We start from the raw sequence: 13077 nt of genomic DNA on the forward strand, positions 1-13077 counted from the left end.
TATCGTTACTCCGCTGGAACGGCTTTGGGTGCCGCTTTAGGGGCTGGAGGAATACGACCGTCGATGCTTTCGCCTTTCGCGGCTTTCCGCGCCAGATAGAAGATGACGAAGATGTAGGCCGCCAGAAGAGCCGCATAGACAGCCAAGTAGGCGATCAGGGTCGACAGCACCATCGGCGCAGGAACATCAGCGACTGCTTCCTTGGTTGTCATGACTCCTTGCACCAACCACGGCTGGCGCCCGATCTCGGTCGTGTACCAGCCTGCCAGCGTGGCCAACCAGCCACTGAAGCTCATGCCGACAAGAGCGTAAAGCATCGGCTTTGGCAGTCCTTCGATCCCGCGCTTCTTACGGATCATCATCGTCGCAGCTGCCCAGCTGACCAGCAACATCAGTAGCCCTGTTCCGACCATAATGCGGAACGACCAGAACACCGGTGCGACGCGTGGATGCAGGACTTCACCATCTTCAGTGACAAAGTCGTTCAGACCCTGCACTTCGCCGTTCCAGTCGTGCGTCAGAATGAAAGACGCAAGTTTGGGGATGCCGATCTCAAAATTGTTTTCGCGCGCCTCTTCATCAGGGATTGCAAACAGGATCAGCGGCACGCCGGTGTCGGTCTCCCAGTTGCCTTCCATGGCCGCGACTTTTGCAGGCTGGTACTCTTTGGTGTTCAAGCCGTGCAAGTCGCCAACAAGGATCTGCAGCGGGATCAACATTGCAGCACCGAAGATCGCAGTCTTCATAGCGACGCGAACACCTTCGGTGCGACCACCGATCAACCAACGGAACGCACTGACACCGGCAATCAGGAAGCTGACGGTCAGGAAGCTTGCCAAGACCATATGCACGAAGCGGTAGGGCATCGAGGGGTTGAAGATAATCGCAGACCAGTCGGTCGCATGCGCCACGCCATCAATCATCTCGAACCCCTGCGGCGTATGCATCCAGGAATTCAAAACGATGATCCAGAAGGCTGACATCATGGTGCCAAAGGCGACCAAGAAGGTCGCAAGCGTATGCAGCCAGTTTGGAACACGGCTGAAGCCAAACAGCATGATCCCGAGGAAAACCGCTTCAAGGAAGAACGCTGTCATAATTTCATATGCCAGCAGCGGTCCTGCGATATTGCCGACCTTTTCCATAAAGCCCGGCCAGTTCGTGCCAAACTGGAACGACATCGTGATCCCTGACACAACGCCCATGGCGAACGAAAGGGCGAAGATTTTCACCCAGAAACGGTATGCTTCCATCCAGCGCATATCGCCGGTGCTGTTGTAGCGTAATTTGAAAAACAACAGGACCCAGCCCAATGCGATCGTGATCGTCGGGAAGAGAATATGAAACGAAATGTTTGCCGCAAACTGAATGCGGGAGAGCAGGAATGTATCAAATTCCATGAGGTGCCTTCGGCTTTCTGTACTGTTCTATTTTCTTGAAAGACAGATAGGGCGAAGCGGCAGGGTTTCATCCCCATGCGACAGCAAGGCGCGGTGCGACAATCCGTTCGGCGGAAGCTATATAAAATGTAGAATTTCCAAAGGGTTATACCCTTCGCCTGTTATCTGTGCACCAAAGTCACTGCTTCGTGAAACGCCACTGGGTAGTTTGCATAAACGTTTGATCTTTTGCGAACTTTATCGAAGGAAATGCGGGATTATTCGGGGCATCAGGCCAACGCTGCGCCTCAATGGCAAGCCCTTCGTAATTTGACCTTTCCGGTCGCGCGGCATTCTTGGCGTCGTAGATCTGGATGCCGGGGCTGGTCGTTGCGACGGCCATGCTTGCCCCGGTTCTTCCAGTGAGCCGAAGAACCTCGCGCAGCGGCCTGTCAGTGGTTGAAAGACAGAAATTGTTGTCAAACGCGGGTGCTCTGGGCGCAATTTCACGTTCAACCCTGAAATCCATCTGGGTGCCGGCCACATCGGCAATCTCGCCAGTGGGGTAATCGTCCGCGTTGGCTGGCAGATAATGATCGGCATCAATCCACAACCGATGTCCGCCATAGTCGGCGGTGCCATCAAGGTTCCAATAGCTGTGATTGGCGAAATTCATCAAAGTTGTCGCGTCCGTCGTGGCCTCGGCTTTCATCTCAAGTGTCGATGGCGCAAGCACAGTATAGCGAACCGTCACGTGTCGATTTCCTGGCAACCCACACATCCCATCGGGCAGCGCAAGCGAAAGCTGCAAGCTTTCGTCCGACACGTCATCAATGTCCCAGACCTGCAGATGGGCAGCCTGCGCGCCAGAATGCAGATGGATGCGCGCATCCTGATTGCGCTCCAATTCATAGACCATGCCATCAAGCCTGGCGCGTGCATTGCTGATCCTGTTGACGACAGGCCCGATCAGTGACCCGTGATGGCGCATCGGTCCTTCGTAGTCTGACAATTTGTCCGATCCTAAGGTCAGGCTGTAAGGCAAACCAGCAAACCGCACATCCTGCAAGACAGCGCCCCAGGTCAGAAGTCCGACCTTCAGGCCGTGGGCCGAGAGAATAACGCGATGAACGTCCTCACCCTTTGAGGTTCGGCCAAAGATCTCCATCAAAGCGGCTCCCAATGGACGCCCGCTGGTGCGATGCGTGTCCCGTTCCAGGTCAGCGGTTCAGGTGCGTAATTGAAGATAAATCTGTGGGTGTCTGTGTCGCGAATGCGGAGACCATGAGGCAACTCATGTGTCGAAAGACCGATTTCTTCAGCGGCTGCGCGGATCATCCTCTCGAATGTCGGATCATCAGGCCAACCTGCCAAATAGCGGAGTTTCCGGGATCCCATAACCGCTGGCTGCCCCGAATGGGTGGACTCCAGGGTTTGAGCGTCGCCTTCAAGATGTTCGAACCAGTGCAGAAATTGTCCGCCCTCTGAAAGCGGGATCGCAGCATCCGGTGGAAGGCTCTCGGTCAGGGTAGCCGTTACATCCAAGCCCGGTATGTTCGGGCCCATCGGCGTCGGGATACTCAGCTCGTCTGTTTTGGTGTCTGTCCGGGGGCCAATGAGCGCTATTCCATCAAACCGCTCCAACGCTGCGCGAAGCTCATCGCTCAGGTGCATGATCCCCGGCGCAAGGACGAGCTTATAGCCGGACAAATCCGAGATGTTCGGGGGGAGGATGTCGACGTTCAGCCCCACCCTCCGCAGAGCGCGATAGGCCGCGAAGGCCAATCGGAACATCTCAAAGTCGGCACCTTGCGGCTGCGCATCCCACGCCCATGCGCTTTCGTAATCAAAGATCAGCGCGGCACCGGACTTTGCGGTGCCGACCTCGGGGAGGTTTCCAATTTCATCCGCAACTTGTCGCGCCTCAGCCAGTGCAGGTGCCGCCGCACTATCCGGCCGCAATAACCCTGCGTGCATCTGTTCCTGTGCGAACGGTGCCTGCCGCCAGCGGAAATAGCAGACGGTCTCAGCGCCATGGGCAAAGGCCTCCCATGCCCAAAGACGCGCCATCCCGGGTAAGGGGGCAGGGTTGTAAGGAGCCCAATTCACCGGGCCAGGCTGTTGCTCCATCACCCAAAGGCGACCCTTGCCGACGGCACGGTAAAGATCATGGTGAAAGGCCTGCATGTCAGGATGGCCCTGCCGCAGAAAGGCTTGTTTGAATTCTGATGATCCCTCAAGGCGATCCGAAAGAAAGCCGATCGGGTAACTATCCCAAGATGCGATATCGAGGTCGGCACCGACCTTCCAATGATCAAAACTGGTGATCCTGCCCATATAATTGTGGATCAACGGCGCATCTGTGTGGCGGCGTAACTCATCGGCTTGCACTTTGTTGAAGGCGACAACTTGATCGGACGAATAGCGCCGGAATGCCAATTGGTGCGGATGGTTGGGTTCGGTGACCGTGAGGTTGGGCAAATCAATCTGGTCGAAGCTGTCGTATTCCATCGACCAAAACACATTTCCCCACGCGCGGTTCAGTGCGTCGGTGCTTTGGTATCTTTGCGCAAGCCAATGCTGAAATCCTTTCCGGGCAGCGTCAGAGTAGCTCAGAGTGGTATCATGGCAGTCGTATTCGTTGTCGATCTGCCAAGCGGCAATGTGGGGGTTTTTGCCGTATCTTTCGCCCATCAACCGCGCGATCCGGCGGCATTCCTCGCGATAAGGCAAATGGCTGAAATCATAGTGTCGGCGCGAGCCGAACTTTCGGGGTCGACCTTCAGCATCAACAGCGAGCATATCGGGATGTTTGTCGAGCATCCAACGCGGCGGTGTGGCGGTCGGCGTGCCAAGGATAATCTTGAGGCCGGCAGACCCCAGGACATCAATCGCGCGATCCAGCCAGTCCCAGGTGAATATTCCGGGCTTTGGCTCCATCCGGCTCCAGCCAAACTCGCCGATACGCACCCATGATAGACCAGTCTCCACCATCCGTGTCGCGTCTTGGACCCATTGTTCTTCTGGCCAGTGTTCGGGGTAGTAACAAACGCCTAAGCTGCGTCTCATTGCGGGACCTTTTGAGTTTTTTTGACCAAGATGAAGAAAAGAGCGGGTTAGAGCTGCACCCGATGCTCTTTCTGCCCAGTGTAAGAAGTCGGGGTCGTGAAGGTTTTGCCCTGATCTGCGCCATCAAGGCCGACTGCGGCAGATGTGCAGAAGAGCGTTGAGAGCCCGTCACCACCAAATGCGGGACAGGATGTTTGCTTGCCAGCAAAACTGAAACTCTCGATGAAGTCGCCACCAGGATCGTAGACAGCGACACGTCCCACTCCCCATTGCGCATTCCAGAGATTACCCGCTGCATCAACAACGGCCCCGTCGGGGCGGAACTCCGTGCCGCGCAGGTCGATATGCAAAGAAGGTTCACCTGCTGGCCAACCATCTTCGTCGAGGGGCACACGCATGATCATCTGCGTCGGGGTGTCTGTGAAATAGGCTGTCTTGCCGTCTGGCGCAAAACAGATCGCATTGGAAATCGTGATCGGCGCAAAGAGCTGTCGTAGCTCGCCTTTATAGTAGCGGTAGATCGCGCCCGCCCCATGCTCGGCATCGATCCCCATCGTTCCGATCCAGAAACCGCCCTTTGGGTCGGCACGGCCATCGTTGGATCGTGTGACGGGATTATCTGCCTCCAAGGGGCAAACTTCTTCGGCCTTGCCGGTCGATATCGAAAACCGGCTGAGCGCATTGGCAGATGCAATAAGCAATGTGTCCTCATCGACCCAGCCTGCGGCGCTGACATATTCATCAAATTGCCAATGGCGGTCTTTGCAGCGCAACTGTTTGCTCAGGATATCGAACCAGAACAGCGTATTGCGCAAAGGGTGCCAAAGCGGCCCTTCGCCCAATTGGCACTTTGTCTCGTCAAAGATCATTGGCCAGCGGCCTTGTCATAGGCCGCGACCATCTCGCGGGCGCGTTTGCCAACTTCCTCGGCCGAGAAACCCGCCTTGTAGAGTGCAGAGCCGATCCCGAAACCGTCAGCAGATGCCGCCATCCACTCTGCAAAGTTGTCGGCGCCTGCGCCGCCCACTGCGTAAACCTGCGTGCCATTGGGGAGCACAGCACGGATCGCCTTGATCCCTTCGGGCCCAAGCAGGCTGGCAGGAAATATCTTGAGCCCGTCCGCGCCTGCCTTGAGGGCGGCAAAGCATTCGCTCGGGGTCATCACGCCCGGCCAGCTTTCCATGCCTGCAGTCTTGGTCGCCACGATCACCCGTTGGTCACAGTTGGGCGAGACGACCAGCTTGCCTCCCGCTTGCGCCACGCGGCCTACATCTTCGACCGACAGAACCGTACCGGCACCGATGAGCGCGCGATCGCCAAATGCATCGGCCATGGCTTTAATACTGTTGAACGGGTCGGGCGAATTGAGCGGCACTTCAATTTTGGTGATCCCTGCAGCGATCAGGGTTTCGGCAACAGCCACAGCCTCAGGAGGCGTGATACCGCGCAGGATCGCGATCAGTGGTCGGTCCATCGGTCTATCCTTTCAAGCGTCGGTAGGCGGCGGTCAAACCGGCGAGAGTTGCAGCGGACGCATTTACCTGTGTTGCAGGGGCCGCCTGAGCAGCCAGCGCGCGCACATAATGCCCCGCAAGTCCCCCGTCGCCAATCACCGCAATTTGCTGCCCCAGCCAATATGGTTTTGCACCGGCAAGTTCAGCCCCGATTAACAACCCCGACAGGCGCGCACGCGCAGATGCACCATCAAGGCCATTCAAAAGACCTTCGGCACGCAAAGAGAAAAGCCGAGAGGCAAGGCGCTCTGGGCGCGCCATTGCGATGCTTACACCATCGTCGAAAGCGTCGGCATCCCAGCCATCGGTTGCCACGGAATGACGCAGCACGGTTTGTGCTGCGATCACGTTGAACAACTCGCCGGTCATGTAAGTCTGGAAGCTGACCACTTCGTCTGCGCTCACGTGGACCCATTTTGTATGTGTGCCAGGGAGGCAGATGACCCCGTCCCAGTTTTTGTTGAGCGCAAGAAACCCGGCGATCTGGGTTTCCTCGCCACGCATCACATCGGCCGGCTCAGCCTGTTTGATACCGGAAATCACCGAGACCTGTAGCCGGTCGTCTCTTGTCGGCGCAGCGGTCATGCCTTCGGGGAGTGCGGCACAGGGTGTTGCGGCATAGGGTGCCTCGACCCAGCCTTGACGTGATCCTACCATGCCACAGGCAACAACAGGCGTCGGCCCTTCCAACCAGTCAGCGATCACATCTAAAAGCGCGTCCTCGAAACCGTCGCGGCTCAGCTTGCCCATGCCCTGATCTGATGACGCTTCGGCCAATACCGTGCCTGAGGACGTCATCGCCCAGGCCCGCATATTGCTGGTCCCCCAGTCAACGGCGATCCAGTCGGGTGACACTGTTGCGTTCATAGCTTCTGTCCTTCAAGCACCCACATACGCTCGGGGAAGGACCACGGCAATGTCACGCCATGGTGCATCAGGTAGGCCCCTGACAGTTCAAGCGTGTCGGTCTTGAGTGCCGTCGGACCTCTCGAAAGGCGATGCAGCGTATTCCGGTTGGCAAGCGTAATGCGATAGCTTGCCTGCGGGTCCAATCCCGTCAGGCGCAGCGGGCGGGGGGCAATCTGTGAACTGGTCGCAGCTTTGCCAGCAAAAACGACAAAGCGGCTCTGGTCCCTGGCGAGTTGCTGTTCGGCCAGAACGGATGGGTCAGCGCTATCCAAGCGCAGAATATCGGCGCGCTCCATCCATGTGCGATTGTTCTTCCACCACCGGGTGACCTCTTTCAGAACAGCGGTTTCTGTTTCATCCAACTCCCGGGGGTCCATCTCGAAGCCCATGTGGCGCTGGGCGGCGACCCATGCGCGGAAAGAGATGTCGAGCACACGGCCCGAAGTATGACAATGGCGTGGGCCGACATGGCTGCCGGTCACGACCAATGGCAGGAAGAGGGCCGCGTCATGCTGGATGCGCAGCCTTTCCAACGCATCGTTGCTGTCAGACAGCCAGACGCGCTGCGTTCGTTTCAGAATGCCAAAGTCGATCCGCCCGCCACCGGAGGCGCAGCTTTCGATCTCGACCTTCGGGAAATCTGCGCGCAGCTGGTCAATCAGCGCATAGGATCCGCGCGTCTGTGATGCATCCGGCATTGGCAGGACGCGGTTGTGGTCCCATTTGATGTAGTCGATCTCGTATTCGCTGAGGATCGCTGACATCCGCTCATAAAGGTACTCCCGCACCTCTGGCAACGCCATGTTAAGCGCCTTTTGCTGGCGGCCCAGCGTCTGGTCCTCGCTGCCTAGAACCCAGTCGGGGCGGGCGCGGTGGATGTCGCTGTCTTCATTGATCATCTCGGGCTCAAACCAGATACCAAAGCTCATGCCAAGACCATGAACATGGTCGATCAGTGGGTGCAGCCCGTCTGGGTACTTGCGGGGATCCACGGTCCAGTCTGACAGGCTGCGGGTGTCATCGTCGCGCTGACCGAACCAGCCGTCATCCAAAACAAACCGTTCAGCACCGAGTGCTGCGGCACGGTTGGCGATGTCCTGCAGCACGGGGATCTTGTGGTCGAAGTAGACCGCTTCCCAGCAGTTGTAATGCACCGGGCGCGGGGCGTCAGGCTTCGGCCAGGTCACGATCCGGTCGCGCAGGTGGCGCTGGAAGGCGGTGGCACAGCCGTTCAGGCCGCTGTTGGAATAGGTGATGTAAAGCGGCGCCGTTGTGAACCGTGTGGCGGGCGCGGTTTCCATCCGTGCGGCATGGCCCCACTGGATCTGGCGGCGGCCGTCGGGCAATTCCTCGGCAATCATCCGGTGACCGCCGGACCAGCCGTAGTGAAAGCCGTATGCCTCTCCTTGAGTATTCGTTGTGCCGCGACACGGCACGATGAGGCCCGGAAAATGCTCATGTCCTGTCCGACCTGTCCGGTTTTCGCGATAGCGCATCCCTGCTGACCACGCGGTGCGATTTGTCTGAAACTCACCGATCCAGCGGCCGGCGAAGTCAATCATCTCGTCCGACTGCTGCGGACCGGGCAGAACGGGTGCGGCGAGCCAGTGCAGATGCACGGGCCGTGATGCGTCAAGGGCCGATTGGCAGGTGATAATATGCGTTTCGGGGTCACAGGCGAAAGTGAAGGTCAGGGTCAGGCCATTCTCTTCGTCCGCGTAGATCAACTCCAGCGCGTCGCCCTGACTGTGGTCCTTGTAGCAGAACTTGGGCAAGAGCGGCGTGCCGTCACTATCACGCAGGATCAGGCCGGGCTGTCCCGGGAAACTCCGCGTCGCCTCCGGGCAAAGCGAGAGGTCAGGGTTCTCATCCAGCATACCGCCCGTCACATCAATCGCGTGGGCTGCATGCACCGTCTGCAGATCCTCACCATCTGGCAATCGCGCGCCCCAATAAACGACCTGCGGCAGGCGGTCTCCTTGGGCCGCCAGCACCAGTGTCTGGCGGGCGTCATCAATCCGAAATGTCCGGTTCATCTTATTTGACAGCTCCGAGGGTCAGACCCGCGATAAAGTGTTTCTGCATCAAAAAGAACATCAGCACAGGTGGCAGGGCCGCGACGATCGAACCGGCGCTCATCAGGTGATAGGCGGCACGGAACTGAGAGTTGAATTCCGTGATCCCTGCGGTGACAGGCTGTGCATCAGGCCCTTGGGTCAGAACCACCGCCCAAAAGTAATCGTTCCAGATGAATGTAAAGATGAGAACCGACAGCGCGGCCAGCGCAGGCTTCATCAGCGGCAGCACCACGTATAGGAAAATGCGCCACTCAGAGATGCCCTCAACCCGCGCCGCTTCGATCAGCGGGAAGGGCAGGGCACGGATGAAATTGCGCATGAAGAGCGTGCAGAACCCCGTCTGGAAAGCAATGTGGAACAGGACCAGTCCCAGGTTGGTGTCATAGAGGTTCAGGCTCACGGTCATGTCGCGGACAGGCACCATGAGGATCTGGAAAGGCACAAAGTTGCCTGCGATGAACATAAAAAAGATCGGCAGGTTCGACTTGAATTTGTAGATGCCAAGCGCAAAACCCGCCATGCAGGACAAGGCCACCGCTCCGATCACGGTAGGGATCGTGATCCAGAGCGAATTCCACAGATATCGCGGCATGTTGGATTCAAAGAACACCTTACCGTAGTTGTTCAGCGCCTCAAAGCTGCCCGGCAACCCCCAGTAGTTGCCGTTGACGAAATCCGACTCCGGCTTGATCGAGAAGTTTGCGACTGCAATCAGCGGCAAAAGCCAGATGATAAGCGCGATTGGCAAAAGTACCTGATAGGAAATTTGCCAACTGCGTGAGGTCTTTTCGAGCGGTGTCGGAAACATCAGCGTGCCCCCTTTTCGTCACGGTACATCGAATAGAGGAAATAGGTGATGAACCCGAGCATGATGAAAAACAGGACAACCGCGATCGCGGCGCCGTAGCCCATCCGGAAACCGAATTCCGACAGCGACTCCTCGAACATGTAGAAGGACAGCACACGGGTCGACCCGAATGGTCCGCCGTTTGTCATCACGCTGATCAGATCGAACGAGCGCAGCGCGCCGATGATTGTGACAACGAATGCAATGAAGGTTGCCGGTTTCAATTGCGGCAGGATCACATACCACAGCATTTTCCAGCCCTTCGCCCCGTCGAGCCGTGCCGCCTCAACCTGCTCAGGATCAACCGCATTCAGGCCCGTCAGATAAAGGATCATACAATAGGCCGTCTGCGGCCAGAGCCCCGCAGCGATAATCCCGTAGGTGGCAAGCGTCGGATCACCGAGGATGTTGACCGGACCCGCCCCGAAGAACCCCAGTATCGCATTCAACAGGCCCTCGCGCGGCAGGTAGAACCACGAAAACACCAGACCAACAACGACTTGGCTGATCACGAAGGGGAAGAAAAACATCGACTTGTAGAAACGGATGCCAGTGACAGTCTGATTGAGAAAAAGCGCGATAAACAATCCCGCCGGGATGGCGAGCAGATATAGCACCAGCCACTTGATATTGTTCCAGAACGACGTTTCGAACTTGCGATCCATATTCTGGTCGCCCCAGCCAAGCAGACGCTCGTAATTGGCGGTGCCGACCCATGTCTTTTCGCCCAGACCGTCCCATTCGTGAAAGGAAATCCAGAAGGACTGTCCAATCGGAATGATCACATAGACGGCAAAGAACAGGATCGCCGGTGCGAGAAACAGCCATGGGGTGATGGCAATCTCGTTGCGCTTATACCAGCCGCGCTGGGGTTCGGAAGCGTGCGTGCTCGGCACGGCCGGCGTCACCGACATGGCGTTTCTCCTGCTGGGTCAACACATGTGGAAGCGGCGGCACGCGGCTTGCAGATGGGTTGAAGGCGCGGGTCAGCCCCGCCCCGATATGGGGCGAGGCTTCTGAGGCGAGGGGTTTCCCTCGCCGCCTGAGATTTAGTTGTAGATACGCTGGCGTGTCTCTTCGAGGCGCTCAAGGATGTCATCCAGGTTGTCTGGGAACACCATGAACTCCTGCAGACCTTCCATCCCGACGGACGCCATTTCTGCGTCGAAGTCACGGTCGAAGAACTGCATGATGCCGCCGCCTGCATTGTTGGACAGCATGTCAAAGCCTTGCTCAAGGAACTTGTCGTCATCAATTGACGAGTTCGCGTTGACAGGCAGCTGACCAAGCGCGTCGCCAGCGTTGATCGCCGTCTGCACTTCGGCAGATGTCACGTAGCGCAGGAATTCCTTCGCAGCATCCACGTTTGTGGCGCCCGATGCGATGTGGAATGTGTCAGTTGGCGCATCTTCTGCGTAGTCGACATCAGGGTTGATGACCGGGAACTGGTAGAAGTCCAGTTGATCGTCACCGAGCCCGCCATCACGCATCGCAGCAACAGCAAAGTTACCCATCAGATATGCAGCGGCTTCACCATTGACCATGAATGGCAGAGCTTCCTGCCAGCTGTAGGTCTGGTGATCGTCAATGAAGGCACCCATGTCGATCAGCTGACGCCAGTTGGCGAATGTCTGGCGCACGCGGTCGTCTGTCCAAGGCACTTCGCCACGGGCAAGCTCCATGTGGAAGTCATAGCCGTTTGTGCGGCTGTTGATGTAGTCAAACCAACCGCCAGCGGTCCAAAGGAATTTGGTGCCGATCGTGTAGCACTTGATGCCGTTGTCCAGCAGTGTCTGGCAGTTTGCCAGCTCTTCTTCCCAGTTGGTTGGCTCTTCGAGGCCGAACTGGTCAAAGATGTCTTTGCGGTAGTAAACACCCCACTGATAGTAGGTGTAGGGCACGCCCCACTGGGCGCCGTCGAGTGTCATGGCGCCTTTGGTGGAAGCCAATGCGTCAAACGCCTCTTCTTCCCACACATCGGAGATGTCCATGAACAGGCCCGCGTCAACATAGGGACGCATGCGGTTGGCAGCATACCAGTTTACAACGTCAGGCGGGTTCGCGCTGAGTGCGTTGCGGATCTGTGTCTTCCATGCTTCGCGGTCGACGATCGTCAGGTTCACTGTCAGATCGGGGTGCATCGCGTCAAAGTCCGCCGCGAGACCTTCCATCACCGCACGCGGTGCAGGGTTTGACATGTCAGAGATGATGTTGAGCTCGCCAGACAGGCTTGCGTGGCCATCTGCGAAACCGGCTGTCGCTGTTACGCCAGCGGCAACCAACGCCGCGAACGACGTTTTCAAAGTGGAATGCATGGTGTCCTCCCAGTATGCTTCCGTATGTAACTTTGTTTCATTATTTGAAACTTAGTTTTGGATGTTGATACTAAACCGCGACTCGGCTAGCGTTGTCAACACTCGAAGGCTGCATCGGTGGGGAGGCCGCTGTCAAAGCACTTCGACGTTGGGAGGACGCATGGGACGAGTGACCGGAGACGGCACAGTCGGTAAAGCGCTGGAGGTGCTGGATCAGGTCGCGGCCTTCGGGCGCCCGGTCCGCTTTGCCGAATTGCTTGCAGACTCGCCCTTTCCCAAGCCGACGCTCTATCGCTTTGTCCAGACGCTGACGAGCCAGCAGATGCTGGCGTATGACCCAGAGCGGCAAACCTATAGTCCCGGCCTACGCCTTGTGCGGCTGGCACATGCGGCATGGGATCAATCGACGCTGGCACCGATGGCGCGCCCTCATCTTGATGCGTTGAGTGCTGCCGTAGGCGAAACCGTCCATCTGGCACAACTTGACCACGCACAGGTGCTCTATATCGACAAGCGCAACGCCAACAAGCCGGTGGAAATGTACAGTCAGGCAGGCAAAATCGGCCCTGCCTATTGCACCGGTGTCGGCAAGGTGATGCTGGCGCATGTCGACCCGGTCGTGGCAGAAAATGCCATCGGCCAGCAATCATTTCACCGCTTTACAGAGCATACGCTGCCCGACGCTGACGCACTGCGCGCCGAGTTAGCGGAGATCCGCGCCAATGGTTACGGTTTTGACCGTGAGGAACATGAGCCGGGGATCATCTGCATCGCCATGCCAATCCTGAGTGACACCGGCCGTCTGCTTGGCGCTCTCTCTGTCACGAGCACGACAGGTCGGACCAATCTGGCCGGTCTGGAAAGTTTCGAACCGGTCCTGCGGGAAACGGCCCGCAAGATCGCCAGGGATGCCGCAAACTGGAATTTTCCCGATTACAACGCAAAAGAAGCAACAAGGATGTAGGC

Annotated in this window: 11 protein-coding genes; 1 reads left to right on the top strand and 10 read right to left on the bottom strand. The window is 57.6% G+C overall.

Translation table 11 applies throughout. The features are described 5' to 3' along the window. Window positions 1–5: 5 nt before the first annotated feature. The 10 genes from BM316_RS01945 to BM316_RS01990 form a co-directional block, all read right to left on the bottom strand. Window positions 6–1400 (bottom strand): cytochrome ubiquinol oxidase subunit I, encoded by a 1395-nt coding sequence (locus tag BM316_RS01945; RefSeq protein ID WP_090203309.1) that lies wholly within the window; start codon window positions 1398–1400, stop codon window positions 6–8. Between the two features lie 178 nt (window positions 1401–1578). Next, window positions 1579–2547 (bottom strand): aldose epimerase family protein, encoded by a 969-nt coding sequence (locus BM316_RS01950; protein WP_090203312.1) that lies wholly within the window; start codon window positions 2545–2547, stop codon window positions 1579–1581. Then, on the bottom strand, window positions 2547–4448 hold the full coding sequence (locus BM316_RS01955) for a beta-galactosidase (protein ID WP_090203316.1): 1902 nt from the start codon (window positions 4446–4448) through the stop codon (window positions 2547–2549). Before BM316_RS01955 ends, BM316_RS01950 begins: the two co-directional genes overlap by 1 nt. Before the next feature lie 47 nt (window positions 4449–4495). Then, window positions 4496–5317, bottom strand: a complete 822-nt coding sequence (locus BM316_RS01960; protein WP_090203319.1) for an SMP-30/gluconolactonase/LRE family protein — start codon at window positions 5315–5317, stop codon at window positions 4496–4498. Continuing rightward, the gene (locus BM316_RS01965; RefSeq protein ID WP_090203322.1) at window positions 5314–5922 is read right to left on the bottom strand and encodes a 2-dehydro-3-deoxy-6-phosphogalactonate aldolase; all 609 of its coding nucleotides are present in this window, start codon (window positions 5920–5922) and stop codon (window positions 5314–5316) included. The genes BM316_RS01960 and BM316_RS01965 overlap by 4 nt, the downstream gene beginning before the upstream one ends. A gap of 4 nt (window positions 5923–5926) precedes the next feature. Further along, complete coding sequence (locus tag BM316_RS01970; RefSeq protein ID WP_090203325.1) at window positions 5927–6829, bottom strand: 2-dehydro-3-deoxygalactonokinase; 903 nt, start codon at window positions 6827–6829, stop codon at window positions 5927–5929. Beyond that, window positions 6826–8907 carry an alpha-galactosidase gene (locus tag BM316_RS01975; RefSeq protein ID WP_090203328.1) on the bottom strand — a complete coding sequence of 694 codons (2082 nt, stop codon included), beginning with the start codon at window positions 8905–8907 and terminating at the stop codon, window positions 6826–6828. The genes BM316_RS01970 and BM316_RS01975 overlap by 4 nt, the downstream gene beginning before the upstream one ends. Before the next feature lies 1 nt (window position 8908). Further along, window positions 8909–9757: a carbohydrate ABC transporter permease gene (locus BM316_RS01980; protein WP_090203331.1), complete on the bottom strand. Its 849-nt coding sequence runs from the start codon at window positions 9755–9757 to the stop codon at window positions 8909–8911. Next, a complete protein-coding gene (locus tag BM316_RS01985; RefSeq protein ID WP_090203334.1) occupies window positions 9757–10710 on the bottom strand; it encodes a carbohydrate ABC transporter permease in 954 nt (317 codons plus the stop codon). Before BM316_RS01985 ends, BM316_RS01980 begins: the two co-directional genes overlap by 1 nt. Window positions 10711–10845: 135 nt before the next feature. Then, window positions 10846–12111, bottom strand: coding sequence for an ABC transporter substrate-binding protein (locus tag BM316_RS01990; protein WP_090203337.1), 1266 nt, complete (start codon window positions 12109–12111; stop codon window positions 10846–10848). Window positions 12112–12271: 160 nt separating this feature from the next. Here BM316_RS01990 and BM316_RS01995 point away from each other — a divergent pair, with 160 nt between their 5' ends. Beyond that, window positions 12272–13075: an IclR family transcriptional regulator gene (locus tag BM316_RS01995; protein ID WP_242649711.1), complete on the top strand. Its 804-nt coding sequence runs from the start codon at window positions 12272–12274 to the stop codon at window positions 13073–13075. Window positions 13076–13077 lie beyond the last annotated feature (2 nt).

Origin of the sequence: Yoonia litorea (genome assembly GCF_900114675.1) — a bacterium.
GTDB lineage: Bacteria > Pseudomonadota > Alphaproteobacteria > Rhodobacterales > Rhodobacteraceae > Yoonia > Yoonia litorea.

Excerpts from the sequence above, each read along its gene's own strand:
- BM316_RS01995 (WP_242649711.1), top strand. The coding sequence starts at position 12,272 with ATGGGACGAGTGACCGGAGACGGCACAGTCGGTAAAGCGCTGGAGGTG.
- BM316_RS01950 (WP_090203312.1), bottom strand. The coding sequence starts at position 2,547 with ATGGAGATCTTTGGCCGAACCTCAAAGGGTGAGGACGTTCATCGCGTT.
- BM316_RS01960 (WP_090203319.1), bottom strand. The coding sequence starts at position 5,317 with ATGATCTTTGACGAGACAAAGTGCCAATTGGGCGAAGGGCCGCTTTGG.
- BM316_RS01945 (WP_090203309.1), bottom strand. The coding sequence starts at position 1,400 with ATGGAATTTGATACATTCCTGCTCTCCCGCATTCAGTTTGCGGCAAAC.
- BM316_RS01965 (WP_090203322.1), bottom strand. The coding sequence starts at position 5,922 with ATGGACCGACCACTGATCGCGATCCTGCGCGGTATCACGCCTCCTGAG.
- BM316_RS01980 (WP_090203331.1), bottom strand. The coding sequence starts at position 9,757 with ATGTTTCCGACACCGCTCGAAAAGACCTCACGCAGTTGGCAAATTTCC.
- BM316_RS01970 (WP_090203325.1), bottom strand. The coding sequence starts at position 6,829 with ATGAACGCAACAGTGTCACCCGACTGGATCGCCGTTGACTGGGGGACC.
- BM316_RS01955 (WP_090203316.1), bottom strand. The coding sequence starts at position 4,448 with ATGAGACGCAGCTTAGGCGTTTGTTACTACCCCGAACACTGGCCAGAA.
- BM316_RS01990 (WP_090203337.1), bottom strand. The coding sequence starts at position 12,111 with ATGCATTCCACTTTGAAAACGTCGTTCGCGGCGTTGGTTGCCGCTGGC.
- BM316_RS01985 (WP_090203334.1), bottom strand. The coding sequence starts at position 10,710 with ATGTCGGTGACGCCGGCCGTGCCGAGCACGCACGCTTCCGAACCCCAG.
- BM316_RS01975 (WP_090203328.1), bottom strand. The coding sequence starts at position 8,907 with ATGAACCGGACATTTCGGATTGATGACGCCCGCCAGACACTGGTGCTG.